At 59.9% G+C, this 23,797-nt stretch carries 28 protein-coding genes; 12 read left to right on the top strand and 16 right to left on the bottom strand.

The features are described 5' to 3' along the window. The first annotated feature begins 21 nt into the window (after window positions 1-21). A complete protein-coding gene (locus tag TX23_RS20480) occupies window positions 22-1,368 on the top strand; it encodes a class II 3-deoxy-7-phosphoheptulonate synthase (protein WP_057703766.1) in 1,347 nt (448 codons plus the stop codon). A 90-nt stretch (window positions 1,369-1,458) separates the two neighbouring features. On the opposite strand, the gene TX23_RS20485 is transcribed toward TX23_RS20480, so the two are convergent. Both TX23_RS20485 and TX23_RS20490 read right to left on the bottom strand, forming a co-directional pair. Beyond that, window positions 1,459-2,670, bottom strand: coding sequence for a winged helix-turn-helix domain-containing protein (locus TX23_RS20485; RefSeq protein ID WP_057703767.1), 1,212 nt, complete (start codon window positions 2,668-2,670; stop codon window positions 1,459-1,461). A gap of 45 nt (window positions 2,671-2,715) precedes the next feature. Next, a complete protein-coding gene (locus TX23_RS20490) occupies window positions 2,716-2,922 on the bottom strand; it encodes a DUF1127 domain-containing protein (protein WP_057703768.1) in 207 nt (68 codons plus the stop codon). A 70-nt stretch (window positions 2,923-2,992) separates the two neighbouring features. Here TX23_RS20490 and TX23_RS20495 point away from each other — a divergent pair, with 70 nt between their 5' ends. Next, a complete protein-coding gene (locus TX23_RS20495; RefSeq protein ID WP_057703769.1) occupies window positions 2,993-3,874 on the top strand; it encodes a LysR family transcriptional regulator in 882 nt (293 codons plus the stop codon). Here the strand turns inward: TX23_RS20495 and TX23_RS20500 are convergent. Then, on the bottom strand, window positions 3,864-4,613 hold the full coding sequence (locus tag TX23_RS20500; RefSeq protein ID WP_057703770.1) for a sulfite exporter TauE/SafE family protein: 750 nt from the start codon (window positions 4,611-4,613) through the stop codon (window positions 3,864-3,866). The genes TX23_RS20495 and TX23_RS20500 overlap by 11 nt on opposite strands. 106 nt (window positions 4,614-4,719) lie before the next feature. Between TX23_RS20500 and TX23_RS20505 the strand changes: the two genes are divergently transcribed. The 3 genes from TX23_RS20505 to TX23_RS20515 all read left to right on the top strand — a co-directional run bounded on the left by TX23_RS20505 (window position 4,720) and on the right by TX23_RS20515 (window position 6,907). After that, window positions 4,720-5,670 (top strand): LysR family transcriptional regulator, encoded by a 951-nt coding sequence (locus TX23_RS20505; RefSeq protein WP_057703771.1) that lies wholly within the window; start codon window positions 4,720-4,722, stop codon window positions 5,668-5,670. A 79-nt stretch (window positions 5,671-5,749) separates the two neighbouring features. Next, window positions 5,750-6,202, top strand: coding sequence for a MarR family winged helix-turn-helix transcriptional regulator (locus TX23_RS20510; RefSeq protein ID WP_057703772.1), 453 nt, complete (start codon window positions 5,750-5,752; stop codon window positions 6,200-6,202). Window positions 6,203-6,487: 285 nt separating this feature from the next. After that, entirely contained in the window at window positions 6,488-6,907 is a 420-nt protein-coding gene (locus tag TX23_RS20515) for an organic hydroperoxide resistance protein (protein ID WP_005786430.1), read from the top strand. A 65-nt stretch (window positions 6,908-6,972) separates the two neighbouring features. Here TX23_RS20515 and TX23_RS20520 read toward each other — a convergent pair whose 3' ends face one another. Together TX23_RS20520 and earP are read right to left on the bottom strand one after the other, a co-directional pair. Next, window positions 6,973-7,545 carry an elongation factor P gene (locus TX23_RS20520; protein ID WP_003172723.1) on the bottom strand — a complete coding sequence of 191 codons (573 nt, stop codon included), beginning with the start codon at window positions 7,543-7,545 and terminating at the stop codon, window positions 6,973-6,975. Between the two features lie 49 nt (window positions 7,546-7,594). Next, window positions 7,595-8,728 (bottom strand): elongation factor P maturation arginine rhamnosyltransferase EarP, encoded by a 1,134-nt coding sequence (earP, locus tag TX23_RS20525; protein WP_057703773.1) that lies wholly within the window; start codon window positions 8,726-8,728, stop codon window positions 7,595-7,597. 132 nt (window positions 8,729-8,860) lie between these two features. Here earP and TX23_RS20530 point away from each other — a divergent pair, with 132 nt between their 5' ends. Continuing rightward, window positions 8,861-9,229, top strand: a complete 369-nt coding sequence (locus TX23_RS20530) for a hypothetical protein (RefSeq protein ID WP_057703774.1) — start codon at window positions 8,861-8,863, stop codon at window positions 9,227-9,229. Between the two features lie 5 nt (window positions 9,230-9,234). Then, on the top strand, window positions 9,235-9,717 hold the full coding sequence (locus TX23_RS20535) for a GreA/GreB family elongation factor (RefSeq protein WP_057703775.1): 483 nt from the start codon (window positions 9,235-9,237) through the stop codon (window positions 9,715-9,717). A 126-nt stretch (window positions 9,718-9,843) separates the two neighbouring features. Here the strand turns inward: TX23_RS20535 and cysB are convergent, their stop codons facing one another. The 5 genes from cysB to TX23_RS20560 all read right to left on the bottom strand — a co-directional run bounded on the left by cysB (window position 9,844) and on the right by TX23_RS20560 (window position 13,749). Next, window positions 9,844-10,818 (bottom strand): HTH-type transcriptional regulator CysB, encoded by a 975-nt coding sequence (gene cysB / locus TX23_RS20540; RefSeq protein ID WP_005786423.1) that lies wholly within the window; start codon window positions 10,816-10,818, stop codon window positions 9,844-9,846. 103 nt (window positions 10,819-10,921) lie between these two features. Next, window positions 10,922-11,422 carry a universal stress protein gene (locus TX23_RS20545; RefSeq protein ID WP_057703776.1) on the bottom strand — a complete coding sequence of 167 codons (501 nt, stop codon included), beginning with the start codon at window positions 11,420-11,422 and terminating at the stop codon, window positions 10,922-10,924. A 48-nt stretch (window positions 11,423-11,470) separates the two neighbouring features. Beyond that, complete coding sequence (locus TX23_RS20550; protein ID WP_057703777.1) at window positions 11,471-12,388, bottom strand: 5'-nucleotidase; 918 nt, start codon at window positions 12,386-12,388, stop codon at window positions 11,471-11,473. A gap of 15 nt (window positions 12,389-12,403) precedes the next feature. Continuing rightward, a complete protein-coding gene (locus tag TX23_RS20555; RefSeq protein ID WP_057703778.1) occupies window positions 12,404-13,366 on the bottom strand; it encodes a putative 2-dehydropantoate 2-reductase in 963 nt (320 codons plus the stop codon). Continuing rightward, window positions 13,363-13,749: a thioredoxin family protein gene (locus TX23_RS20560; protein ID WP_057703779.1), complete on the bottom strand. Its 387-nt coding sequence runs from the start codon at window positions 13,747-13,749 to the stop codon at window positions 13,363-13,365. Before TX23_RS20560 ends, TX23_RS20555 begins: the two co-directional genes overlap by 4 nt. Between TX23_RS20560 and TX23_RS20565 the strand changes: the two genes are divergently transcribed. Then, complete coding sequence (locus tag TX23_RS20565) at window positions 13,748-14,182, top strand: PilZ domain-containing protein (protein ID WP_057703780.1); 435 nt, start codon at window positions 13,748-13,750, stop codon at window positions 14,180-14,182. The genes TX23_RS20560 and TX23_RS20565 overlap by 2 nt on opposite strands. Before the next feature lie 130 nt (window positions 14,183-14,312). Next, the gene (locus tag TX23_RS20570) at window positions 14,313-15,389 is read left to right on the top strand and encodes a 3-deoxy-7-phosphoheptulonate synthase (protein WP_057703781.1); all 1,077 of its coding nucleotides are present in this window, start codon (window positions 14,313-14,315) and stop codon (window positions 15,387-15,389) included. A gap of 68 nt (window positions 15,390-15,457) precedes the next feature. On the opposite strand, the gene TX23_RS20575 is transcribed toward TX23_RS20570, so the two are convergent. Next, the gene (locus tag TX23_RS20575; protein WP_003189869.1) at window positions 15,458-15,739 is read right to left on the bottom strand and encodes a GNAT family N-acetyltransferase; all 282 of its coding nucleotides are present in this window, start codon (window positions 15,737-15,739) and stop codon (window positions 15,458-15,460) included. 609 nt (window positions 15,740-16,348) lie between these two features. Between TX23_RS20575 and oprI the strand changes: the two genes are divergently transcribed. After that, window positions 16,349-16,600, top strand: a complete 252-nt coding sequence (gene oprI, locus TX23_RS20580) for an outer membrane lipoprotei OprI (protein WP_003172710.1) — start codon at window positions 16,349-16,351, stop codon at window positions 16,598-16,600. 172 nt (window positions 16,601-16,772) lie between these two features. On the opposite strand, the gene TX23_RS20585 is transcribed toward oprI, so the two are convergent. The 3 genes from TX23_RS20585 to TX23_RS20595 form a co-directional block, all read right to left on the bottom strand. Continuing rightward, the gene (locus tag TX23_RS20585; RefSeq protein WP_057703782.1) at window positions 16,773-17,738 is read right to left on the bottom strand and encodes a L,D-transpeptidase family protein; all 966 of its coding nucleotides are present in this window, start codon (window positions 17,736-17,738) and stop codon (window positions 16,773-16,775) included. 77 nt (window positions 17,739-17,815) lie between these two features. Then, complete coding sequence (locus TX23_RS20590; protein WP_057703783.1) at window positions 17,816-18,109, bottom strand: hypothetical protein; 294 nt, start codon at window positions 18,107-18,109, stop codon at window positions 17,816-17,818. Window positions 18,110-18,167: 58 nt separating this feature from the next. Beyond that, window positions 18,168-18,773, bottom strand: coding sequence for an arylesterase (locus TX23_RS20595; protein ID WP_057703784.1), 606 nt, complete (start codon window positions 18,771-18,773; stop codon window positions 18,168-18,170). A gap of 10 nt (window positions 18,774-18,783) precedes the next feature. Here TX23_RS20595 and TX23_RS20600 point away from each other — a divergent pair, with 10 nt between their 5' ends. Continuing rightward, the gene (locus TX23_RS20600; protein ID WP_057703785.1) at window positions 18,784-19,467 is read left to right on the top strand and encodes an ABC transporter ATP-binding protein; all 684 of its coding nucleotides are present in this window, start codon (window positions 18,784-18,786) and stop codon (window positions 19,465-19,467) included. Further along, a complete protein-coding gene (locus tag TX23_RS20605; RefSeq protein WP_057703786.1) occupies window positions 19,467-21,977 on the top strand; it encodes an ABC transporter permease in 2,511 nt (836 codons plus the stop codon). Before TX23_RS20600 ends, TX23_RS20605 begins: the two co-directional genes overlap by 1 nt. Before the next feature lie 38 nt (window positions 21,978-22,015). Here TX23_RS20605 and greB read toward each other — a convergent pair whose 3' ends face one another. Next, complete coding sequence (gene greB, locus TX23_RS20610; RefSeq protein WP_057703851.1) at window positions 22,016-22,495, bottom strand: transcription elongation factor GreB; 480 nt, start codon at window positions 22,493-22,495, stop codon at window positions 22,016-22,018. 112 nt (window positions 22,496-22,607) lie between these two features. Next, a complete protein-coding gene (locus tag TX23_RS20615; RefSeq protein ID WP_057703787.1) occupies window positions 22,608-23,606 on the bottom strand; it encodes a hypothetical protein in 999 nt (332 codons plus the stop codon). Between the last annotated feature and the right edge of the window lie 191 nt (window positions 23,607-23,797).

Here is a 23,797-nt window from a genome sequence, read left to right on the forward strand (position 1 = left end):
AATCACCCAATCGAGTTCATGATGAGCCAACCCTGGAGCCCCGACAGCTGGCGCGCCCTGCCGATCCAGCAACAACCCCAGTACCCGGACGCTGCACACCTGTTACAGGTGGAGCAGAACCTGGCCAGCTATCCGCCACTGGTGTTTGCCGGGGAAGCCCGTGAGTTGCGTCGCCAGTTTGCCGAAGTGACCCAGGGCCGCGCCTTCCTCCTGCAAGGTGGCGATTGCGCCGAGAGCTTTGCCGAGTTCTCCGCGGCCAAGATCCGCGACACCTTCAAGGTGCTGCTGCAGATGGCGATCGTCATGACCTTCGCCGCCGGCTGCCCAGTGGTGAAAGTCGGGCGCATGGCCGGTCAGTTCGCCAAGCCGCGCTCGTCCAACGATGAGACCATCGACGGCGTCACCCTGCCCGCCTACCGTGGCGACATCGTTAACGGCATCGGCTTCGATGAAAAAAGCCGTGTGCCGGACCCGGACCGGCTGTTGCAGTCCTACCACCAGTCCACTGCTACCCTCAACCTGCTGCGCGCGTTCGCCCAAGGGGGGTTCGCCGACCTGCACCAGGTGCACAAGTGGAACCTGGACTTTATCGCCAACTCCGCACTGGCCGAAAAGTACAGCCAACTGGCCGACCGCATCGACGAGACCCTGGCGTTCATGCGCGCCTGTGGCATGGACAGCTCGCCGCAACTGCGCGAAACCAGCTTCTTCACCGCCCACGAAGCATTGCTGCTCAACTATGAACAAGCCTTCGTGCGCCGCGACAGCCTGACTAACGACTACTACGACTGCTCGGCCCATATGCTGTGGATCGGCGACCGTACACGCCAGCTGGACGGCGCCCACGTCGAATTCCTGCGTGGGGTGAACAATCCGATCGGCGTGAAAGTCGGGCCGAGCATGAACCCGGACGATCTGATCCGCCTGATCGATATTCTGAACCCGGACAACGACCCTGGTCGCCTCAACCTGATTGCCCGCATGGGCGCAGGCAAGGTCGGCGACCACTTGCCCAACCTGATCCGTGCCGTTCAGCGCGAGGGCAAGCAGGTGCTGTGGAGCTCCGACCCGATGCACGGCAACACCATCAAGGCCAGCAGCGGCTACAAGACCCGCGACTTTGCGCAAATCCTCGGCGAAGTGAAGGAGTTCTTCCAGGTGCACCAGGCTGAAGGCAGCTACGCCGGCGGCATTCATATCGAGATGACCGGGCAGAACGTCACCGAATGCATCGGCGGCGCACGGCCGATTACCGAAGACGGGCTGTCGGACCGCTATCACACCCATTGCGACCCACGCATGAATGCCGATCAGTCGCTGGAACTGGCGTTTTTGATTGCCGAGACCTTGAAACAGGTCAAGAGGTAGGAACGAGCTTGCTCGCGCAGGTCGTTAACGATGACGCGAAACATCAGGATTAACCAAGCGCCCTTGAGTTTTTCGCGAGCACGCTCGCTCCTACGCCAGCGCCGCCCTTAATCGGGCGGCACTGGGCCGCTGGCAATTGAGCTGGATTTGTTCCAACCCCAGCCAGTCGGCCATTTCGCGCAGGTTCAAGGCCAGCGCCGTCATCCCTTCCTCATCCAGCCCCGGATCTTCCTCGTGCACCGCATGGACCGCCAGCCGTCCATGGGCACGCTCGGCCCGCAGGTCGATGCGCGCAGCGATCCGTTCATGGTGCAAAAACGGCAGCACGTAATAGCCATACACTCGCTTGTCTTGCGGGGTGTAGATCTCCAGCCGATAGCGGAAATCGAACAAGCGCTCGGTGCGACTGCGCTCCCATATCAATGAATCGAACGGTGACAGCAAGGCGCTCGCCGGCACTTTGCGTGGCACTTTTGGCTCCGGCAGACAATACGCCGGTTGCTTCCACGCCTGTACCTGGCACATCAGCAACTGCCCGTCCTCGACCAGTTCAGCCAAACGCGGGCGGCTGTCTGCGGGGTCGAGACGGAAGTAATCACGCAAATCCTTTTCGGTGCCAATGCCCAGCGCCGTCGCACTATGTAACAGCAAACCACGCTGGACTTGTGCCTCGCCCATGGACACTTGAAGCATGTCGCCAGGGATCACGCGCTCCGGCAAATCATAGAGCCGTTCAAATCCGCGGCGCCCCGCAACCGTGACCAACCCGGCGGCGAACAGCCATTCCAACGCGTGTTTCTCATCGCTCCAATCCCACCAGGGCCCGGCACGCTCCTCGCGGGTCGACAAGCTGCCCGCACCCAAGGCGCCTTGTTGTTCGACGATGCCCAACACACGCTGGATAGTTGCCTGCTGCTCACGGCCAAAACGCGCCATCTGTGCATAGATGCCCTGCCCTTGCCTGGCCCGCTCCATGCGCCAACGCATCAGCGGGTACATCGCCATCGGCAACAGCGATGCCTCATGCCCCCAATACTCGAACAACGAACGCCGCCGCCCCTGACTCCAGGCTGCTTGCTCAAGAAGTAACGGGCTGTACTGGCCCAGTCGTGAGAACAACGGCAGGTAGTGGGAGCGCACCAATGCGTTGACCGAGTCGATCTGTATGACGCCCAGGCGTTCGATCAACCGGTTGAGGTGCGCAGCCTTTATCTGGGCAGGCGCCTGGCGCCCCGAGAACCCCTGGGCCGTCAGCGCCATGCGTCGAGCTTGCTTGAGAGAAAAAGACAGGTCGGCGGGCATGGCACTCTCCATAAAGGCTCGCCCCCTACCCTACTGCATCCTGGCTTATTTGCGCAGCGGGTCTTCCCAGAAATGCCGATGGCTTTCCTGCTCGATGTCGGCGCGGTTGAGCCCAATGTCCTTGAGTGCGTCATCGCTCAAGGTCGCCAGCAAGTTGCGCTCCTGATGCAATAACTGCCAACGCGCAAGCCTATGGAACAGCCCGGCAAACGCCCCTTTATTCAGCAATACAGAACCTTTCTGGCCTTTCATCTTCTCGCCCTCCAGTGGGGATGACGAAAGTGTGGGCCTGGCGCTATGATCAATCCAACGAATGTTTCTTATGCGATACATCTCTGAGATTGATCAATTGTCCGGCTACCCGAGTATCGACACTGACGTGCTGCGCACCTTCGTCGCCATTGCCGACCAGGGCGGCTTTACCCGCGCCGGTGAGTTGGTCAACCGCACGCAATCGGCGGTGAGCATGCAGATGAAACGCCTGGAGGAGGATGTGTTGCAGCGCAAGCTGTTCGAGCGTGATGGCCGACAGGTGCGGCTCACACCCGAGGGTCAGGTGCTGCTGGGGTATGCGCGGCGCATCCTGAAACTGCACAGCGAAGTGTTCAACACCCTGCGCGAGCCGCATATGGTGGGGCTGGTACGCATCGGCACGCCGGATGACTACGTCATGCGTTTTTTGCCGGGGATCCTGAAGCAGTTTTCCAAGGCGTACCCACTGATTCAGCTTGAGATGCACTGCGAGGCGTCGTCCGTATTAATGCAACGTCGTGACCTGGCGCTGACCGTTATCAGCCGCGAGCCCGGCAATGATATCGGTGAGTTGTTACGCACTGAACGCATGGTGTGGGCTGCGTCACCGTGTTTCTGCGTGGATGAGCACGATGCCCTGCCACTGGCGATTTCCGGCGACGACTGCCTGTACACCCATTGGGCACGCGCCGCTCTGGATGCGGCCGGAAGGGATTATCGCCTGGCCTATCACAGCTCCAACGGTGCGGCGATCCAGGCGGTGGTCAGTGCCGGCCTGGCGGCGATGGTCAGCATGGAAAGCCTGATCACCGACGACCTGCGGGTGCTGGGCAGCGATGAAGGCTTTCCACCGCTGCCTTCGATGAATCTGCGCTTGCTGCGCAACCCGCAGATGACGTCGCCGATCACCGAATGCCTGGCGGAGTACATCGTTGAGGGCTTCAAACTTTAAAGGTCAGCATCACCGCGCACACCACCAAAAAACCACAAAACAGACCACGCAACAGGCGCTCCGGCATGGCATGTGCGACTTTCACTCCCCAACTGATACTGAGCAGGCCACCTACCGCCAGCGGCAAGCCGATCATCCAGTCCACCTCGTGGTGCCAGGCATAAGTCACCAGGGTCACGCCGGTGCTGGGCAGGGCCAAGGCCAGCGACAACCCCTGGGCAACCACTTGGGTGGTGCCGAACACACTGGTGAGTACCGGCGTGGCGACCACCGCGCCTCCGACCCCGAACAATCCGCCCATGGAACCCGACGCCGCACCCAATACCCCAAGCCACGGCCACGAGTAGCGCATCTGCGCCGTGGGCGGCGCGTTGCGGGTGAACATGCGCAGCAGGTTGTAGGCCGACAGCGCCACCAGAAACGCAATAAAGCCGATACGCATCGCACCCGCATCCAGCCCCACCGCCCAGATGGACCCCAGCCAGGCAAAGCAGAACCCCATCACAGCCAACGGCAAGGCGTGACGCAACTCGATGCGGTTACGCTGGTGATAGCGCCACAGAGCAAGCATCACATTGGGCACCACCATGACCAAAGCGGTGCCCTGGGCGATTTGCTGATCCAGGCCGAACAGTACGCCCAGCACCGGGATAGCAATCAGCCCGCCGCCGATGCCAAACAGTCCACCTACCGTGCCCAGGGCCGCGCCCAATATCAGGTACATCACTAAATCCAACACCGCACTACTCCTTCATCCCAAGCCATGCATGCTACGCAGTCGGCTCTAGCGCGGAAACGCACAGCAACGCACAATGGCTGTGCCAATCTCGCACAAGCGCTTGCCGATGAATCCCAATACTCTCACCGAACAACTGGGCCTGTTTCTGGATGTATTGGAAACCGGCAGCTTTTCCGCCACCGCAAGGCGCCATCCGCTGACACCCTCAGCGGTGGCCAGGCGCATCGACAGCCTGGAAAGCTCAGTGGGCAGCCAGCTGTTCCAGCGCAGCACCCATGCGGTGGTGCCCACACCGGCGGGTTTGGCCTTTGCCGAACGGGCCCGGCGGATCGTCAGCGAGTTGCAGCTGGCGCGGGCCGAAGCAGTGTCCCTGAGCCACGCGCCGGAAGGCTTGATCCGAGTGGATGCGCCTGCAGCATTCGGTCGACGGCACTTGGCGCCGGTGATCGCAGATTTTTTGAACGTATACCCGGGCCTCGACGTACATCTGCATCTGATCGACAGCTTTGTCGATATGCAGGGTGCACATCTGGGCAAGGTTGATCTAGTGCTGCGCGCCGGGCACATCGTAGACACGCGGTTAATCGCCACCCCGCTGGCAAGCATCGTGAGGATCGCCTGTGCCAGCCCGGCCTATTTGAAGAGCCGCGGCACACCGACCCATCCTCGGGAGCTGAGCGAGCATGACGGGCTTGACTGGGATGGCCTGGCACCGATGTTTGCCTGGCGCTTTGAGCACGATGAACGCCGCACCACTTACCGTCCGCGGCGCATCCGCCTGAGCGCCAACAATGCCGAAGCCCTGCTCAGCGGTGCGCTGGCGGGGCTGGGCATTGCGCATTTGCCGACCTGGCTTGCCAGTGAATACCTGGTACGGGGTGAGCTGCTACCGCTGTTTTGTGAAAACGGCCTACCCAGCCCGGAGACTGCCGGCATTTATGCGCTGCGTCTGGAACAACAGCCCAACGCACGGAGCCGCTTGCTCCTTGAATACCTCAAGTCGCGCTTCAGCCCGGTGCCGCCCTGGGATCAGGCCTTGCAAAGCGGCCTGATCTGACCCGCCAGGCAGAATTACCTGGCGCATTAAAGATTTGCCCGCTAGATTCCAGCGTAGACACGCTTTCACGAGGCACCCCATGAGTAAAAATCCTGATCCCTGCGAATCGCTGCTGCTGGACAATCAGCTGTGTTTCGCCTTGCATTCCACCTCGTTGCTGATGACAAAGGTGTACAAACCCTTGCTCCAAGCGCTCGGCCTCACCTACCCACAGTACCTGGCCATGATGGTGCTGTGGGAAGAGGATGGTTTGACCGTCAGCGAAATCAGCAACCGCCTGTTGACCGACCCCGGATCCCTCACGCCTCTGCTCAAACGCCTGGAAGCCGAGGGCCTGCTTAGCCGCACCCGTAGCCGCGAAGATGAGCGCGTGGTGGTGGTGGAGTTGACCGACGCCGGGCGCGCCTTGCAGAGCAAGGCCAAGGATGTTCCCCAATGCATTCTGGGCGCGAGCGGGATGGCGCTGGAACAAATACGCAAGCTGCAGGCGGACTTGATCGCGCTGCGCGGCAACCTGCAGAACACAATCTAAAAGCTGCAAATCAAGCCGACATTACCCTCTGCCGGAGCGAGCTTGCTCGCGAAAAAACGTCAACGATAACGCGTGCTTGCTCAATAAGCGCGGCGCCTGTGAGTTTTTCGCGAGCAAGCTCGCTCCTACAGAGCATTGATTGGCTGGCATTAGGGCTTTCCCTCTCACATTAAAATTCAGCAAGCAAGATATTTAGCTTGCGCGCAAAACATTAGCGCTATACATTGGCCTCACCAACTACTTAGCGCACAAACATTTAGCGCTAACAAACAAAGAGGAACGCCCATGCAAACGCTCTATACCGCAGTAGCCACCGCCACTGGCGGCCGTGATGGTCGCGCTGTTTCCAGCGATAACATCCTCGACGTCAAACTCTCTACCCCCAAGGAATTGGGCGGTGCCGGTGGCCAGGCCACCAACCCGGAGCAGTTGTTCGCCGCGGGCTACTCCGCTTGCTTTATCGGCGCACTCAAATTCGTCGCCAGCCAGACCAAACGCAAAATCCCGGATGACGCCTCCATCACCGCCCATGTGGGTATCGGTCAGATCCCCGGCGGTTTCGGCCTGGATATCGACCTGCACGTCAGCCTGCCAGGCCTGGCCCAGGAGGATGCGCAAAGTCTGGTCGACGCCGCCCACCAGGTGTGCCCGTATTCCAACGCCACCCGCGGCAATGTGGATGTGCGCTTGCATGTAACGGTCTGATAAACAGACGCCCACAAAAAAGCCCGACGTAAGGTCGGGCTTTTTGCGTACCGGCGGGGCCAGAATTACTTCTTGGCGCGACCTTTGTACGAACCACCTTCGCGAGTGTCGATCTCGATCAGGTCGTCGATTTCGATGAAATCGGCCACTTGCAGTTCGGTACCGTTGCTCAGCTTGGCAGGCTTCATCACCTTGCCCGAAGTGTCGCCGCGAGCGGAACCTTCGGTGTAGGCAACTTTACGCACGATGGTGGTCGGCAGCTCTACGGAAACCAGGCGCTCTTCGAAGAAGATCGCTTCGCAAACGTCTTCCATGCCTTCTTCGATGAACGGCAGAACGGCTTCGATATCTTCAGCGTTCAGCTCGTACATGGTGTAGTCAGTGGTGTCCATGAACGTGTAGGTGTCGCCGCTGATGAAGGACAGGGTCGCTTCCTTGCGGTCGAGGATCACGTCGTCCAGTTTGTCGTCGGCGCTGTAGACGATCTCGGTCTTGTAACCGGTCAGCAGGTTCTTCAGCTTGGTCTTCATGATTGCGCTGTTACGACCAGACTTGGTGAACTCAGCTTTCTGAACCAGCCAAGGGTCGTTTTCGAGACGGATCACTGTACCGGGTTTCAGTTCTTTACCAGTTTTCATTGCATATATCCGAAATTTGGATGGGATTTACAAAAATCAAGGTGGCGTATCATATCCAACTTTCATAAAACTGTACCAGCGCCGTCGCAAGATCGGCCTGCAAGCCCTGTTCCAGACACCAGTTCTGCGCGTGCTCGCTCACCTCGGGCCAGTGTTCCAGCAGCATTTTCCACGACTGTGCCATATCGCCATCAGCGTTCCAGGCTTGCCAAAGCGCAACCACAGCCGCTTTGGCGGCTGGCGAAAGTGCAGCGGTGTACAGCTCAAGGAAGGCATCGAGCTTATCCAGGTGGATGTCTTCATCCTGGCGATAGATATGCCACAGCAGCGGCCTCCCCGCCCACTGGGCGCGGACGAAGGAGTCCTCACCGCGCACGGCGTTGAACTCGCAACACCACAGCAAATGGTCATATTGCTCCTGACGCATGAACGCAATGACCTGCACCGTCAGCGCCCCGCGCACCTGGATGTCGCCCGCCGACAAGCGAGTCACGCCCAACCAGCGTTGCACATCTCCCAAAATGCGCCCTTCGGGCACCAGCAAGTGAGTCGCGCGCCCCTCCATGGCGAGCACGTCCAGCCAACCGGCCAGCCCGGGATTCTCATAGGCAAACAACGAGATCAAGCGTGCCCCGCTTGCAGGAGACACGCCCAGGCTCTGCAGGAAGTGTCGTTGTGCAACGTCATCCTGCTGAAAAGCCTGGCGACGTTCCACCAACCCGGCTTCACGCAGCAAGCCGCCGGTGCCGGGACGAAAGCCAGGAAAGAAAAAGTACTTCTGCACACCCTTGAACTTCACCGAAGGCAGGCGATGACAGCCCACCACCCAGTCTTCCGCGCTGAGGTAATCCAGGTTCATCCACAACGGCGGGCGCTCACGCTCGGCCATGCACTCCATATAGGGCGGCGGCAGCTGGCAGGCGAATGCGGCAATCACCACATCGGCCGACTGCGCGCCCGGCCACTCGGCCGGCCAGTACCGCACCTCAACGCCTTCCTGCCATTGTTGGTCCACCTGCACATCAATTTGCGGGCACATGCGCTCGAACGCCCGCAGGTCATCGACCCACAAGCGCACCTCACAGCCATGCTCCGCCACCAACTGCCGGGCCAGGCGCCAGGTCACGCCGATGTCGCCGTAGTTGTCGACGACGCTGCAAAAAATATCCCAGCGGGCTTTCATTCCGGGCTCCATCGTCCAAAGGCTCGATTGTCCGCATAAATGCGCTGATGCAGAAGGCTTGATCGCGATTATTCTGCAAGGTGGCTGTGCGACAATCGCCACCCCGCCATCAATGCCTGCCAGGAGGCCATCATGTCTGTCCGTCAGCTGTCACTGTTCAAGCTGTGCATCGCGATTGCCGCAGGCGTGTGGCTGGGGTTTATCGCCATTGCGCTGACCGCCTGGCTGGCGTCGCGTTATCTGTTTCCCCAAAGCCTGGAACCCGTGGCCCAGGCGGTTCAGCAGCTGGGCGAGCCGGCCACTGTGGTGCCGCAGCCACCGAACCGCATGTTCGAGCAGTATCAACAAAACCTGCAAAAGCAGGAACAACAACAGGCTCTGGACCAGGCCCGCAGTAATGCGCGCAACCTGTCCAACCCCAAATGCCAGTTCTGGCTGCAACAGGACCAGAACGCCCCCAGTGAAAAGACTCGGGCCAATGTCCTGCAATTTTGCGATTAAAGACCATGAATAAACACGCCGTCCTCCAGTTGATTCTGGAAAAACTCACCGCCGACCTCGATATTGCCCAACGCGCCGCGCAGACCGCCTACGAAACCGCGACCCACGAAGAAAACATCGCCGAAAACAAATACGACACCCTTGGGCTGGAAGCTTCATACCTGGCGGCCGGACAGGCCAAGCGGGTCGAGGAGATCAAGCAATCGCTGACGCTGTGCCAGAACCTTCAGTTGCGAGGGTACGATGAACAACGCGGGATAGAAGTCGGTGCGCTGCTGGGCCTGGAAGACGAGAACGGTCGTCAGCAGTGGCTATTTTTGGCGCCGGATGCGGCAGGGTTGAAAGTCGATGTGGTCGGGCAACCGGTGACCGTCATCACCCCGCGCTCGCCGCTGGGCAAAAGCCTGCTGGGCAAGTTTGAAGGCGATGAGGTAGAGATTCTAGTGGCAGGCGCTCGGCAATACTTCACGGTTACCGAGGCAAAATAACCTGCAGCTTCCCTGTAGGAGCGAGCTTGCTCGCGAAGGAACGCAAGGGCGCCGCATACAACCTGGCACCCCGCGTTAACGTTGGCGATCTTCGCGAGCAAGCTCGCTCCTACAAGGTCATCGCGATCAGTGGACGGGTAATTCAACGCCGTCGAACAAATCTTCCAGCTCTTGCTTGTTGTGGCACTGGATCGCCTTGGCCATGACTTCGCGGGTCAGGTGCGGTGCGAACTTCTCGATGAAATCGCACATGAACCCCCGCAGGAAGGTGCCGCGACGGAAACCGATCTTGGTCACGCTCGACTCGAACAATTCGCTGGCATCCAGCACAACCAAGTCTTTGTCGAGGTTGGTGTCGACCGCCATCTTGGCAACGATGCCGACGCCCAGGCCCAGGCGAACATAGGTTTTGATCACGTCGGCATCCGCCGCGGTAAACACCACTTTTGGCGTCAGGCCACGATGGCTGAACGCTTCGTCGAGCTTCGAGCGGCCGGTAAACCCGAATACATACGTCACGATCGGGTATTCGGCCAGGGCTTCCAGGGTCAGCTTCGGCAGCTTGGCCAAAGGGTGGCCCTGAGGCACGACCACGCAGCGGTTCCAGCGATAGCACGGCATCATCACCAGGTCGCCGAACAACTCCAGGGCCTCGGTGGCGATGGCGAAATCGACGGTGCCATCAGCGGCCATCTCGGCGATCTGCATCGGGGAGCCCTGGTGCATGTGCAGGGCCACGTCCGGGTATTGTTTGATGAAATCGCGAATCACCGGCGGCAATGCATAACGCGCCTGAGTGTGAGTGGTAGCGATCGACAGGGTGCCCTTCTTCTCGTTGGAGAATTCCTGAGCTATCTGCTTGATGCTCTCGACTTTACGCAGGATCTCGCCGGCGGTGGTGATGATGCGCTCGCCAGCCGGGGTGACGCGGGTCAGATGCTTGCCACTGCGAGCGAACACTTCGACGCCCAACTCGTCTTCGAGCAGGCGGATCTGCTTGCTGATACCGGGTTGCGAGGTGTAAAGGCTTTGAGCGGTAGCGGAAACGTTGAGGTCGTGGTGCGCCACTTCCCAGATGTAGCGCAGTTGTTGAAGCTTCATATCAATCCCTCAAAGCAGATAGACGCCACGGGTATCAGCGACGGTATATAACTATATTAAAGGTTAGACGGATAAATCTAGAACTTTTTATCGTTTTTACCGATCAGCAGTCCTCGCTGCGTCGACGCTGCAGCGATGGCACCAGGTAAACCGGCACCGGAGACAGCTGCAACACGCGCGCAGCGGTACGGCCCAGGGGCACGGCCACGCCGGTTGCCTGGCTATGACTTCCTACGATCAGCAAGTCGACGGAAAGTTTTCGCAGCTGGTCGAGAATCACCTCGCACGGATCCCCCTGGATCACTCTGACCGAACGAATCAATTGCAGGTCCTGCTCCCCCTCCCCCAACTCCTCGCGAAAGCCGTCCAATACGCGCTGTTCGATGGTTGCCATGACCGTGCTCAACCCCTGGCTCTGCCATTCGCTCAGGGCCTTCTCATCAAGGTAGCTCTGTAACACCGATTCGGCGAACAACCCAATGGGCTCGACCACATGGATCACATACAGGTCAGCCTTGAACGTTCGCGCCAGCGCCAGCGCATGTTGCATCACATACGGCGCATACAGACCCAGGTCCGTGGCATACAGCATCGAACGAATCATAGAACCTCCTGGGCTGCCAGGATGGCGGGGATTGAATGAGCTTAGCAGCTAGCTCTCGGTCTGGATTCTCAACTCGTTACTGATGCCATGGGGCACGTGCCCGGTGGCTACCACCTCCCTGGCTTTCTCACAATGACCGGCCTGATCATCGAAAAACACATCGGCGGCAAAGGCCTCCAGGAAGGCGGATTTTTCCAAACCACCGAGAAACAGCGACTCGTCCAGGCGGATATCCCACTCACGCAGCGTACGAATCACACGCTCATGGGACGGGGCCGAACGTGCGGTGACCAGCGCCGTGCGGATTGGGCAGGCGTCATCGGCAAACTCGCGCTGCAACAGGTTGAGCGCCGCCAGGAAACCTTTGAACGGGCCACCATGCAACGGCTGGCGCGCCGACTCGCGCTCGCTGGCCTGGAAGGCTGCCAACCCGCCGGCCTGGTAGACACGCTCGGACTCGTCGGAAAACAACACGGCGTCGCCGTCGAATGCGATGCGCAGTTCTTCGCTCGAAGCCCGGCGCGCACCGCCCGACAAGATCGTCGCCGCGGCAAAACCGGCGTCCAGGGCGCTGCGCACATCTTCAGCATGGGTCGAGAGAAACAGATGACAACCGAAGGCGGCCAAATAGGGATAGGGACTACGCCCGCCGACAAAAGCGGCGCGGGAAATATCCAGGCCGTAATGCTGGATCGAGTTGAACACCCGCAGCCCGGTATCGGCACTGTTGCGCGACACCAGCACCACCTCGACCCGCGCACGGCCCAAGCTGGCATTAAGGCTCAGCAGTTTCTTGACCAACGGGAAGGCGTCGCCGGGCTCAAGGGTTTCTTCCTCGTGTTCGATCTGGTATTTGCGGTAAGCCTCAACACCTTCAGCCAGGTAAACCTTGTGACTGTCACTGAGGTCGAACAGCGCCCGTGACGAAATCGCCAGCACCAGCTTGTCACCCAACGCCTTTGCCATGGTGTCTCCCTTCAGTCAGCCATTGTGCCGATCAATAAAACTCAAGGCCTGGTACAGCGCCTGCATTCGCGGCAGCTCACAACCGGCCGCCCTGGCGGCGGCCAGAGGCCGGGCGTAGATCGCCGCCAATTCCAACGGGCGCTTGTGCACGTGATCGTGATACATGCTGGGCAGGTAGTCGTCCATGGTTTCGGTCATGGTGAACATCTGTCCGGCGTAGCTGGCAGGAATGTCATGGCCACACGCATGAGCGCCTTGCACCACTTCGGCCATCAAGGCCTGGATCAATTCGCGGCTGGACTCATCGGCCATCATGGCCTTGGTACCCGTGCCCAGCAACACAGACAGGCCGTTATACGGCACGTTCCACACCAGCTTATGCCAGCGCGCCTGATGGACGTTGGCCATGGCCTGGGACTCGATGCCGGCGCGGTGAAACAACCCGGCGCCCTCTTCAACAATTGCCTTCTGCTGCGCCTCGTCGTTGGCGGCCGTACCGCTGTGATACCCCAGGTTGACCCGGCCCAGGGCCTGATGTTCGACCACACCCGGTGCGGATCGGTGCACGCCGATGTAGCACAGCCCGCCCAGCAGGTGCAGCGACGCGGGCAGATGTTCACGCAGACTGTCCTCCACATCGAGGCCGTTTTGCAGCAGCACTACCTTGGCGTTCGGCGCCGCGACCTGGGCGATGGTGGGCGCCAGGTCCACGTTGCCGGTGGACTTGGTGCCCACCAACAGCCAATCGCACGGCGGCATGTCGGCGGCGCAGGCATAGGCCTGAACCGGATGCAGGTGCAACTGGCCATGCACTGTGCTGTTGACGTGCAGGCCATGCTGACTGACCGCTGCATACTCGCTGCGCAGCAGGAAATGCACATCGAAGCCGGCGCGCGCCAGCATCAAGCCGTAGTAACCGCCAATGGCACCGGTACCAATAATGCCAATGCGTGGCGACCGGGATGAAAGGGCTGTCATGGCAAATCCTCTGGTGTGCGGGTGAGCGCCTGATTTACAGATTCGGCGAGGTCGGCTGCCGTAAGCCGTGTCTGTAATTGCCCAAGGAACTGACCCTCGCACACCAGGAACAACGCCGGCAAATGAAAGATCTGGTAGCGTTCGACCGCACCGCCATTGTGCCCGGCATCGACCCAGCACACGCGGTCCACCGGCAACTGCCAGCTCGGCAGTTGCTGGCGCGCCCAACGGCAACTGGAGCAGCCGACACTGGTGAACACTACCAGCGAAATACCTGGCAATCCCAGCAATTGCTGGTCAATATCCAGGTCGGTCAATTCCAGTTCCTTCACTATACTGCTGCCACTGCCGTCAACCGGACGGCGCTCGGAGTCCGTGTACATGGGTCGTTTTTTACCTCACCCTGATGATGTCGCTGTCGAGTTGATCCAACGTCCCTCTCCTGCCCTGCCCCGCCAGCGCCTGCATACTATCGGCCGCGGCGGCGTCGCCTGCAATTGGCCGCGAGCCTGGCGCCCAGGCACGGCGGTCGACCTGCATATCCCCTCCCTGGGGCCAAGCGCCCGATATCCCGGCTATGTAGCCTGGTGCCGCAGAAGCGAAGACGCTTATCGCGTCGGCATATGCTTTACCGATGAGCACGCCTTGTTCGGTGCGCGTATGGGCGAGCAAGTGTGCCAGATTGAACGTTACTGCCGCCTGCACGAAAACGCCGAGCCAACACCTGCGCAACTGGAAGCCATGGCCCGTGATTGGGTGTCGCGCCACGCCGCCGAGTTCTCCCATGAGGCGGTTGTGCAGCCTGCGCTGGATTAAACCGGGCTTTGCCCATTGTCGCGGGCCCGTGTTACGCGCTAAGGTTCCTCCCCCCTGTATTCAAATCATGCTGTGCCCGCCGCACGGGGATAGCTGGCGGCCGGCACCCGTGACCCTGGCGAGTAACACGATGGCTGATTTACCGATCAATGACCTTAACGTCGAATCCAACGAGACCCTGATCACACCCGATCAGCTCAAGCGCGAAATCCCCCTGAGCGACGCTGCCCTGCAGACCGTCACCAAGGGTCGCGAAGTCATCCGTGACATTCTCGACGGCACCGACCACCGCCTCTTCGTGGTGATCGGGCCTTGCTCGATCCACGACCTCAAGGCTGCCCACGAATACGCCGAGCGTCTCAAGGTGCTGGCTGCGGAAGTGTCCGACACCCTGTACCTGGTGATGCGCGTCTATTTCGAAAAACCGCGTACCACCGTCGGCTGGAAAGGCTTGATCAACGACCCGTACCTGGACGACTCGTTCAAGATCCAGGACGGCTTGCACATCGGGCGCAAATTGTTGCTGGACCTGGCTGAAATGGGCCTGCCCACCGCTACCGAAGCACTGGACCCGATCTCCCCGCAGTATCTGCAGGACCTGATCAGTTGGTCGGCCATCGGCGCACGCACCACCGAATCGCAGACCCACCGCGAAATGGCGTCCGGCCTGTCTTCGGCCGTAGGCTTCAAAAACGGCACCGACGGCGGCCTGACTGTTGCGATCAACGCCTTGCAATCGGTCTCCAGCCCTCACCGTTTCCTGGGTATCAACCAGGAAGGCGGCGTCTCCATCGTCACCACCAAGGGCAACGCCTACGGTCACGTGGTGCTGCGCGGCGGCAACGGCAAGCCCAACTACGATTCGGTCAGTGTCGCCCTGTGCGAACAGGCGCTGAACAAAGCCAAGATCAAGCCAAACATCATGGTTGACTGCAGCCACGCCAACTCCAACAAGGATCCGGCCTTGCAGCCGCTGGTGATGGAAAACGTCGCCAACCAGATCCTGGAAGGTAACCAGTCAATCATCGGCTTGATGGTCGAAAGCCATCTGAACTGGGGTTGCCAGGCGATTCCAAAGGATCTGGCCGACTTGCAGTACGGCGTGTCGATCACCGATGCCTGCATCGACTGGGCGGCGACCGAAACCACTCTGCGCAGCATGCACGCCAAGCTCAAGGACGTGTTGCCCCAGCGCAAACGCACCTGAGCCAGCACCTGTTTCGCGCACACAAAAACGCCGGGCTAAGCCCGGCGTTTTTATTGGCAACTGGTCAGTTACAGCTTTGCAGCATGGCGCTGGTGGCGCTCCATGTAGCGTTCGACGTAAGAGCACGACGGGATCACCGTGTAGCCGGCCTCTTCGGCAAACTTCAGGGCTTCTTCGGTCAACGCGGCGGCAATGCCTCGTCCGCGCAGCGCGTTGGGCACGAACGTGCGATAGATATCCAGGGTCTGCTTCCCGAGGTCCATATAGGTCAGATAGGCACGATGACCGTCCACATTGGTCTCGAACTGATGACCAGCCTGGTCATGGTGGATGGACAACGCCTCGCTCATCACTACTCCTCGCGGGTCTTGAATATTGACCCTACCTTACCGATGTTTTTCCGGCGAAGGAACATCTACGCCACCCCGTGCCGGTTTCGACAACGAGAAAACCGTGAGCGCTCACAGCCAGCACGTAGGGAATAGTAGGCACCAATCCTGCAATTGCTCAAGGCGCACTCATCATTCCCTGCCCGGCTGGATATAGAAAGGGCCTCGATCAACCGTTGACCGATAGCCTGAACATTGCCGGCAGTTGAAGCTTGAGACGAACTGGCGCTCTTAAAGTCACCTCTAGATGCGCAAAAGATGCCAGCCCGAGTAAAGCCAAGCGCAACGAAAGTGCCCGCTTCGATATATAAATTTTCATCTATTTACAAGGCTTAACACATGCGGGCCGGCCCTTTCAGCCTGGATCCAATGCCTGTCGAGATGAAAAAACTGGACAGTTTTCATACAAACCTTCAAAAGGTTAGCCAAAATAGATTCGGCACAGGAATTTTTTTTGCTTCTTGCGCAACGTCAGTTTACTTACTACAAGTAATGGGTAGTATGTACGCCGGCTATTAGCTCACTCTGAGCAAGTAGCCATCTAATTGAAAGTCCTTGAAGGGGAACACGATGAACAACGTTCTGAAATTCTCTGCTCTGGCTCTGGCCGCAGTTCTGGCTACCGGTTGCAGCAGCGTCTCCAAAGAAACCGAAGCTCGTCTGACTGCAACTGAAGACGCAGCAGCTCGCTCCCAGGCTCGTGCAGACGAAGCCTACCGTAAAGCTGATGAAGCTCTGGCTGCTGCTCAAAAAGCACAACAGACTGCTGACGAAGCTAACGAGCGCGCTCTGCGCATGCTTGAAAAAGCAAGCCGCAAGTAATAATCCTTCGGGGTTGTTATCAAGCCGATCCATTTATGGGTCGGCTTTTTTTTGCCTTTGATTTGGCGTGTGCTACCTGTAGGAGCGAGCTGGCTCGCGAAGGTGGTCAACGATGACGCGGGCGTGCTGAATTACAGCGCCGCCCTTAAGTTTTTCGCGAGCAAGCTCGCTCCTACAGCAGGTTATCCTCCGTGCTGGAGGCCACCGGCGCCGCGCCCGGCACACCAATCTCGGTCGGTAAACCATCCTCGGCCGCGACCACGTCACGCACCTGGTCCCAGTTCACGCGCAGGTTGTTGGACAGGTCTTCACGCTTGAGCAACGCATTGATGACCGCGGTGTGCTTGTCGACCACCGAAGGCGTGCCGTCATCGTTCAACGGGGTATGGGCTTCAAGGTAGACCTTGCCGCCGCTGCTGCCGAACTTGTAGGCGTCGTTGATGATGCGCACCGAGGTGCCCACCGGCACCATGCCGGCCATTTCCAGGACGTTGTTATTGAACATGCGGAAGCAGCCGTGGCTGGTACGCGTGCCGATACCAAACTTCATATTGGAGCCGTGGATCAGGTAACCCGGCGTGCCCAGGGTGAATTTGAACGGCCCCAGCGGGTTATCCGGACCGGCCGGCACCACATTGGGCAGCGGGTCACCATTGGCGGCGTGCTCGGCCTTGATCGAGGCCGGCGGCGTCCAGGTCGGGTTCGGCGTCTTGGCGATGATACTGGTGTGGGCGATCGGCGAGCCCCAGCCTTCACGGCCAATACCCAGCGGGAAGGTGTAGACGACGTCCTGGCCCTTTGGATAGTAGTAGAGCCGGTACTCGGCCAAATTGATCACGATGCCTTCCCGTGGCCCCGGCGGCAGGATAAAGCGCGTAGGCAGCACAATATCGGTGCCCGCACCCGGCAACCAGGCATCGACGCCGGGGTTGGCCGCGACCATTTCCGAGTACCCCAGGTCATAAGTGGTGCCCAAGTCGGCAAAGGTATCTTCGTACTTGGCCTTGATGACCTGGACCTGACCGACAATGTCCTCGCCTGGCGGCGGCAGGGGCAACTGCAAGGCTGCCGCCGAACCGGCCGCACAGAGCGCAGCGAGAGACAGGCAGCAGGTGACGACGGAAAGGCGCGACAACATCCGGAAAATCCTTCGCAAGACGACGGGTAGGAAAAATTGATTGTATACGGCTTCGCGGCGCCAGGCTTCAAGCTGTTTTATAACTCGAAACGCAGCTCCGGCCAGATCGGCGGTGTGCCGCGCTTTTGCGATTCCAGAATCGCTCGGCACAACGGGCACAGGCGCTGGTCCTGAAAGATCGAGCGACTCACCGATGACCAGCGTGGTTGTGCCGGCAACAACGTGCCGCAGAGCGTACGGTCGATCGAGCCGCCCAACTCCAATTGACGCGCCACCAAATGCACCCGCACTTCCTGACAGGCGAACAGATCCAGCTGCTCGTCCGGCTCGATCAGTTGGTAGTTAAACAGGGACCAGGCAGGACGCGACATCAGGGGCTCCAAATCGGGGGGGCGCCACCTTAGCCGAAAGCCTGCCGGTAGAAAAGCGTCATAACAGCGGTTTTAGCGCCGGCCAGACATTTTCCAGTAACTTGCCTTGCGCCGCGACTGCCGGATGCAGTTGATCGGCCTGCATCAGCTCCGGATGCCCCCCCACACCTTCGAGGAAAAACGGCACCAGAGGGATGTCTTTTTCCTTGGCCAATGCACCGTAGACTTGTGCAAACGCGGTGGTGTATCGCGGCCCGTAATTGGGTGGCAATTGCATGCCCAACAGCAGCACTTTGGCACCACCGGCCCGGGACTGGTCGATCATCGAGGCAAGATTTTGTTGCAATTGCGCCGGCGGCTGGCCGCGCAACCCATCGTTGCCGCCCAACTCGATCACCACCACATCCGGTTTATGCGCTGCAAGCGCCGCCGGCAGCCGCGCGAGGCCTCCGGCACTGGTGTCACCACTGATGGAAGCATTGACCACTTTATCGTCAAAACCCTCCTGCTTGAGCCGTTGCTCCAGCAGGGCGACCCACCCTTTGCGGCTATCCAGGCCGAAACCGGCACTGATACTATCGCCAACGATCAGGACTGTACCCGCCGCTGCGTTCTGGGCCATGCACATCAAGGCCAGGCCAGCACTCAAAAACCACATTCGCATCGGATTCTCCATGGGCGCAAGCATTCTCACCGCGCGAAACCTTAGCAAAGTGGTTCCCAGCGCGGAAGGTGAACTGACTATCCTGCACGAACTGAGCCTGGAACTGAACAAGGGCGATAGCCTGGCTATCGTCGGCAGCTCCGGTTCCGGCAAATCCACCCTGCTGGGCCTGCTGGCCGGCCTCGACCTGCCCAGCAGCGGCGAAGTCACCCTGGCCGGGCAAGCACTGAGCACGCTCGACGAAGACCAGCGCGCGCGCATCCGCGCCGAACATGTGGGTTTCGTCTTTCAATCCTTCCAACTGCTCGACAGCCTCAATGCGCTGGAAAACGTGATGCTGCCGCTGGAACTGGACGGCCGCAAGGACGCCCGCGAGCGCGCCCGACATCTGTTGGAGCGCGTGGGTCTGGGCCAGCGCCTGACTCACTCACCGCGCCAACTGTCCGGCGGCGAACAGCAGCGGGTCGCCATTGCTCGTGCGTTCGCCGCCGAACCAGATGTGCTGTTTGCCGACGAACCCACCGGCAACCTCGACAGCCATACCGGCGAGCGCATCAGCGACCTGCTGTTCGAACTCAATATAGAGAGCGGCACGACCCTGGTGCTGGTCACCCACGACGAGCGCCTGGCCCACCGTTGCCGACGCCTGATCCGCCTTGAAGCCGGCCTGATGGTCGCGCCCCTGGAGCCTTGATGGCACGTTTGCCGCTATTGCGCCTGTTCAGCCTTGCCATGCGCCAGTTACTGCGCGACGCCCGCGCAGGTGAATTGCGCGTGCTGTTCTTCGCCCTGCTGGTGGCCGTGGCTGCCAGCACCGCCATCGGCTACTTCGGTGCACGCCTCAACGGCGCCATGTTGTTGCGCGCCACCGAGTTCCTCGGCGCCGATCTGGTGCTCGAAGGCAGCTCACCAGCGCGCCCCGAGCAAATCAGGTCCGGGACCGAGCTGGGCCTGGATCACGCCCGCATCGTGGAGTTTTCCAGCGTTATCGCCGCAGACAACGGCATTCAGCTTTCCAGCATCAAGGCCGTCAACGAGCAGTACCCCTTGCGCGGCGAGTTGAAAAGCAGCGCCGAGCCCTTCGGTGCGCAGACGCCGGGCGGCGGCCCCAAACCCGGTGAAGCCTGGGTGGAAGCCAGGCTGCTGACCGCGCTGGACCTGAAAGTCGGCGACAGCATCGATGTCGGCATGAAAACCCTGCGCCTGGCGCGCATCCTGACGTATGAGCCCGACCGCGCCGGCAATTTCTACAGCCTCACGCCCAGGGTGATGATCAACCTGACCGACCTGGACGCCACCGGTGTAGTCCAGCCGGGCAGCCGTGTGAGCTACCGCGAACTGTGGCGCGCCCCACAAGGCAGCTTGGCGCTGCAAACCTATCGCGACCTGATCAAGCCGGGCCTCGCTGCCAACCAGCGGCTGCAGGATTCGCGCGATGGCAACCAGCAGATCGGCGGCGCCCTGGGCAAGGCCGAGCGCTACCTGAACATGGCCAGCCTGGTGGCCGTGCTGCTGGCCGGCGTGGCCGTGGCGCTGTCGGCCAACCGCTTCGCCAGTCGACGTTTTGATGCCAGTGCGTTACTGCGTTGCCTGGGATTGTCGCGACGTGAAACCATGTTGCTGTTCAGCCTGCAACTGAGCGTACTGGGCTTGCTGGCAAGCCTGGTCGGCGCACTGCTCGGCTGGCTCGCACAATTTGGTTTGTTCTATTTCCTCCACGACCTGCTACCTGCCGATGTGCCGCCGGGCGGGTTGCTGCCGGCCGTCGCCGGGATCGGCACCGGGCTGGTCGCGCTCGCAGGCTTCGCCCTACCGCCACTGGCGGCGCTGGGTCGTGTACCGCCGCTGCGGGTTCTGCGCCGCGACTTGCTGCCCATTCCCTCAAGCACCTGGATGGTCTACGGCGCGGCGCTGTTTGCCCTGGGCCTGATCATGTGGCGCCTGAGCCTTGACCTGGTATTGACCTTCGCTCTGCTGGGCGGCGGCGTGGTCGCGGCATTGGTCCTTGGCGGCCTGTTGTTGGTGATGTTGCAGAGTCTGCGACGCCTACTGGCTCGCGCCTCCTTGCCCTGGCGCCTGGGCCTGGGCCAATTGCTGCGCCACCCGCTGGCGGCGGCAGGCCAATCCCTGGCGTTTGGCCTGATTCTGCTGTCCATGGGGCTGATCGCGCTGTTGCGCGGCGAGCTGCTCGACACCTGGCAAAATCAACTGCCCAAAGACGCGCCCAATTATTTCGCCTTGAATATCCTGCCGGCCGACAAGGACGCCTTTGGCGCCCGCCTGCTGGAAGTACAGGCGCAAGCGGCGCCGTTGTATCCGGTAGTGCCGGGGCGGTTGATCAGCATCAACGGCGAACCCGTGCAAGAGATTGTCAGCAAGGACTCCAGTGGCGACCGTGCCGTTCAACGCGACCTGAGCCTGACGTGGGCTGCCGATTTGCCTGCGGGTAACGTCCTGACTGCGGGCGCCTGGTGGTCGGCGCAACCCAGCGATGAGATTCCTGGTGTGTCGGTGGAAGCCAAAGTGGCCGAGAGCCTGAAACTCAAGCTTAACGACCATTTGCTGTTCACCATCGGCGGGGAAAACCGCGAGGCACGGGTCACCAGCTTGCGGACTATCAACTGGGATAATTTCCAGCCCAACTTCTTCATGATCTTCCAGCCCGGCACCTTGAAGGACTTACCCGCGACCTACCTGACCAGTTTCTACCTGGCACCCGGTCACGACCAACAGATCGTCGACCTGTCACGGGCCTTCCCGGCGGTCACTATCCTGCAGGTCGAGGCGTTGCTGGAACAGTTACGCAGCATCCTTGCCCAAGTGACCCTGGCGGTGGAGTACGTGCTGTTGTTTGTATTGGCGGCAGGCATGGCAGTGTTGTTCTCAGGTTTGCAGGCCACGCTGGACGAACGCATCCGCCAAGGTGCCTTGCTGCGAGCCCTGGGTGCCGAGCGCAAGTTGCTGATCAAGGCGCGGCGCATCGAGTTCGGCCTGCTGGGTGCCGTCAGTGGCCTGCTGGCGGCATTGGGTACCGAACTGGTGACGTGGGTGCTGTACCGCTACGCCTTCGATCTGGCGTGGCATCCCCACCCGTGGCTGTTAATGCTACCCGTGATCGGCGCCATGCTGATCGGCGCTGCCGGGGTATTCGGCACGCGTCGCGCACTGAATGCCAGCCCGCTGACTGTATTGCGCGAAGGCTGAAACCTGGCTGGCCCGTGCTCGGTTCAGAGCGCGGGCCATTATGCCGGTTTCACATATTCAATCCTGGTGATCCACCAACACACCTCGCCGCCGGGGGTGTGCACGATTGCCTCGTCGTCCACCTCCTTGCGCAGCAGAGCCCGTGCCATGGGTGAGTCGATGGAGATGTAATCCATACGGTCATAAATCTCGTCATAACCCACGATGCGAAAACGCTTGGTGTCACCCTGTTCGTTTTCGATTTCGACCCATGCACCGAAAAACACCTTGCCCTCCTGCTCGGGCATGTATTCCACCACGCGCATGTCTTCCAGGCGTTTACGCAGGTAGCGCACCCGCCGGTCGATCTCGCGCAGCAGTTTCTTGTTGTACTGGTAGTCCGCGTTCTCACTGCGATCTCCCAGGGAGGCTGCCCACGTCACTTTGCGCGTAGTGTCTGGACGCTTTTCCCGCCACAGGTAATCCAACTCTTTTTTAAGCGCTTCATGGCCTTCTTTGGTAATCAGCTTGGTACTCAAACGCTTGCATCCCCAGGCAGTGTCCAATGGTGCCAAATACGCCTGGCATCATGCCCAGGCGTTGGCTGGCTGGGGGGGATGATAAATGAACCTGAGCGGCGAGCCCATCGGCTTATCCCTGGCCCTCCAGAACCTGATCCAGGCCAAAGAGCGTACCGTGCAGATGCTGGCGCACGCCTGACAACTGCGACATCATCATCGCCAGCTTTTCCGCCTTTTGGTTAACCTCTGATTGCTGCTCCAGCAGTTGAGTATGACGCTGCTCCAACTCTCGGTGTTTTTCGTCCAATTGGCTTTGCTGCTCTTGCAGCCGCACCTGCCACTGCTCAAGTTGCTCTTCCTTTTCGAGGACAGCGCGTTTTTTTTGCGTCAGCTCCTGAGCGACCTTGGCGAGATTGCTCAGGGTGCTGTCCATCTCAAGCAAAGACTCTTGCTCCAGCGGCGCAGGCTCTTCAAACGTTGGGATTTCACGCTGTTCAACCTGAAAAGGCACCTTAACTGCCTCAGCGGGCGGCTCCGGCATTTCAACAAACGACGGCAGTGGTTCTTCCACGATATCTTCAACCACAGGCTGTGGCGCAATCTGAGGAGGGCTTGGGTTGCGTGGAGGCGCGACCATTTGTGATGAGAAGCGAATCGACGGCACGATCACCGTACTACTTTCGATGGCAGGCAACGCAGGGGCTGACATGCCCAGGGTAATCACCTTCATCACCAATGCTTTTTTGATGATCACCGAGTGATGATCCTCGGGTCGGGCAGGCGGCAACCTGCAGCCCTTAAGATCAATGAAATGGAACGGAACCTGGGGCTCAGCAGCCGGAATCACCTTGGACCCTGGTGCCGCCGCCAGCGTCAGAACCTGCTTGAAGACCTGCATCGCCACCTGCAAATCCTCTTTCGAATCAACGCCGCCCAGGAAATAGCGTTCAAGCTTTTTACGCAGAACGGCGATGTATACCCTGGAATGACCGGGTTCGGCTTCTTCATCGAGGCTATACACAAGAAAGTTGGAAGCCGTTTGAGCGACAGCAAACCCACAGAGCAAAGCGCCATTTACAGGCGCCTGCGCATCGCTGCGCTCAAGAACAAGAGTACGTAGAAGCATCATGGCAATCAGGCCTCGTTACAAAAGAGAAAACCTTATATAAACATCAGATAAACATCCGAACATTAATAAGCCCTCCAAACAAAACAATTGTTTCAGCGAATTATCGAGTCGAACGTAGGATTCTTCTTATAAGTCGCGCTACGCGTTCCCAACTACAACTAATGAACGTACCCTTTTTAGGGCACCTTCCT

This window comes from Pseudomonas paralactis (assembly GCF_001439735.1).
GTDB lineage: Bacteria > Pseudomonadota > Gammaproteobacteria > Pseudomonadales > Pseudomonadaceae > Aquipseudomonas > Aquipseudomonas paralactis.

Coding starts and splice junctions, on each gene's coding strand:
- oprI (WP_003172710.1), top strand. CDS start 16,349: ATGAACAACGTTCTGAAATTCTCTGCTCTGGCTCTGGCCGCAGTTCTG.
- TX23_RS20490 (WP_057703768.1), bottom strand. CDS start 2,922: ATGAAAGGCCAGAAAGGTTCTGTATTGCTGAATAAAGGGGCGTTTGCC.
- cysB (WP_005786423.1), bottom strand. CDS start 10,818: ATGAAGCTTCAACAACTGCGCTACATCTGGGAAGTGGCGCACCACGAC.
- TX23_RS20515 (WP_005786430.1), top strand. CDS start 6,488: ATGCAAACGCTCTATACCGCAGTAGCCACCGCCACTGGCGGCCGTGAT.
- TX23_RS20570 (WP_057703781.1), top strand. CDS start 14,313: ATGGCTGATTTACCGATCAATGACCTTAACGTCGAATCCAACGAGACC.
- TX23_RS20590 (WP_057703783.1), bottom strand. CDS start 18,109: ATGTCGCGTCCTGCCTGGTCCCTGTTTAACTACCAACTGATCGAGCCG.
- TX23_RS20520 (WP_003172723.1), bottom strand. CDS start 7,545: ATGAAAACTGGTAAAGAACTGAAACCCGGTACAGTGATCCGTCTCGAA.
- TX23_RS20495 (WP_057703769.1), top strand. CDS start 2,993: ATGCGATACATCTCTGAGATTGATCAATTGTCCGGCTACCCGAGTATC.
- TX23_RS20550 (WP_057703777.1), bottom strand. CDS start 12,388: ATGGCAAAGGCGTTGGGTGACAAGCTGGTGCTGGCGATTTCGTCACGG.
- TX23_RS20575 (WP_003189869.1), bottom strand. CDS start 15,739: ATGAGCGAGGCGTTGTCCATCCACCATGACCAGGCTGGTCATCAGTTC.
- earP (WP_057703773.1), bottom strand. CDS start 8,728: ATGAAAGCCCGCTGGGATATTTTTTGCAGCGTCGTCGACAACTACGGC.
- TX23_RS20480 (WP_057703766.1), top strand. CDS start 22: ATGAGCCAACCCTGGAGCCCCGACAGCTGGCGCGCCCTGCCGATCCAG.
- TX23_RS20595 (WP_057703784.1), bottom strand. CDS start 18,773: ATGCGAATGTGGTTTTTGAGTGCTGGCCTGGCCTTGATGTGCATGGCC.
- TX23_RS20560 (WP_057703779.1), bottom strand. CDS start 13,749: ATGTACACGGACTCCGAGCGCCGTCCGGTTGACGGCAGTGGCAGCAGT.
- TX23_RS20485 (WP_057703767.1), bottom strand. CDS start 2,670: ATGCCCGCCGACCTGTCTTTTTCTCTCAAGCAAGCTCGACGCATGGCG.
- TX23_RS20565 (WP_057703780.1), top strand. CDS start 13,748: ATGGGTCGTTTTTTACCTCACCCTGATGATGTCGCTGTCGAGTTGATC.
- TX23_RS20545 (WP_057703776.1), bottom strand. CDS start 11,422: ATGATTCGTTCGATGCTGTATGCCACGGACCTGGGTCTGTATGCGCCG.
- TX23_RS20605 (WP_057703786.1), top strand. CDS start 19,467: ATGGCACGTTTGCCGCTATTGCGCCTGTTCAGCCTTGCCATGCGCCAG.
- TX23_RS20600 (WP_057703785.1), top strand. CDS start 18,784: ATGGGCGCAAGCATTCTCACCGCGCGAAACCTTAGCAAAGTGGTTCCC.
- TX23_RS20505 (WP_057703771.1), top strand. CDS start 4,720: ATGAATCCCAATACTCTCACCGAACAACTGGGCCTGTTTCTGGATGTA.
- TX23_RS20510 (WP_057703772.1), top strand. CDS start 5,750: ATGAGTAAAAATCCTGATCCCTGCGAATCGCTGCTGCTGGACAATCAG.
- TX23_RS20535 (WP_057703775.1), top strand. CDS start 9,235: ATGAATAAACACGCCGTCCTCCAGTTGATTCTGGAAAAACTCACCGCC.
- TX23_RS20615 (WP_057703787.1), bottom strand. CDS start 23,606: ATGATGCTTCTACGTACTCTTGTTCTTGAGCGCAGCGATGCGCAGGCG.
- TX23_RS20555 (WP_057703778.1), bottom strand. CDS start 13,366: ATGACAGCCCTTTCATCCCGGTCGCCACGCATTGGCATTATTGGTACC.
- TX23_RS20530 (WP_057703774.1), top strand. CDS start 8,861: ATGTCTGTCCGTCAGCTGTCACTGTTCAAGCTGTGCATCGCGATTGCC.
- TX23_RS20585 (WP_057703782.1), bottom strand. CDS start 17,738: ATGTTGTCGCGCCTTTCCGTCGTCACCTGCTGCCTGTCTCTCGCTGCG.